The sequence below is a fragment of the Bradyrhizobium sp. UFLA05-108 genome, from assembly GCF_059803455.1.
Genome location: NZ_JBANAZ010000224.1, coordinates 1 through 884 on the forward strand (window position 1 = coordinate 1; position 884 = coordinate 884).

The window sequence follows — 884 nt, forward strand, 5'->3', positions numbered from 1 at the left end:
GTCCGGATCATGCTCTACGCCGCCGCCCGGCTGAGCTCGGAGGCGCCGGCGGCACCCGCGGTCTGTTCCTTCAGCGCCGCGATCAGACCGGGACGGTCGAACTTGGCGACATAGTCGTGGAAGCCGGCCTGCCGGCCGCGCTCGATCGCCGCCGGCGAGACCAGCGCCGACAGCCCGATGATCGGCATCGCGACGAGATTGTGGTCGGAGCGGATAACTTCCGCGAACTCGAACCCGTTCATGTCGGGCATCTCGATGTCGGTCAGCACGACGTCGAAGGTCTGCGCGCGCAGCGCGGCGAGCCCCTCCTGCGCGGTCGGCGCGGTGCGGACGCGGTAGCCGGCGGCTTTCAGCACCGGCGCCAGCATGTTGCGGAAGAAGGCGCTGTCGTCGACCAGCAGCACCGACTGCGAGTGCATCGACGGCTTCATCTCCTTGCGGGTGAACCAGTCGGCAAACGCCATCGGCAGGAAGTGGCCGACGTCGATCACCTCGGTGGCCTGGCCCTTGATCACGGCCGAGCCCAGAATGCCGGCGCTGCTTCCGCCGACCTCGATGTTGAGGCGCTCCTCGACGATGTCGATGATCTCGTCGACGACGAGGCCCATGGAGCGGCCGTCATCGGCGAACACCAGGATCGGCTGGGCGCCCTGGGATGCGATGGTGACACCCTCCATGGCGACCAGCGGCATCAGCTGCTCGCGGTACTGCACCATGTAGCGGCCGTTAGAGAACTCGATCTTGTCGGCGGGCAGCTCCTCCAGGCGCGTGACGAGGCCGAGCGGCACGGCCTTGGGCTGGCTGGAGCCGGCGCGGAACACCAGCAGCGAGGTGGTCTGCTCGCCGCTTCCGATGTGATGGGCGGCATTCTCGTCGGTCATGTC

At 67.9% G+C, this 884-nt stretch carries 1 protein-coding gene; it reads right to left on the minus strand.

The features are described from left to right. Positions 1-14: 14 nt before the first annotated feature. Positions 15-884, minus strand: an 870-nt coding sequence (locus SO140_RS46125) for a response regulator (protein WP_498544226.1), incomplete at its 5' end; no start/stop codon positions are given.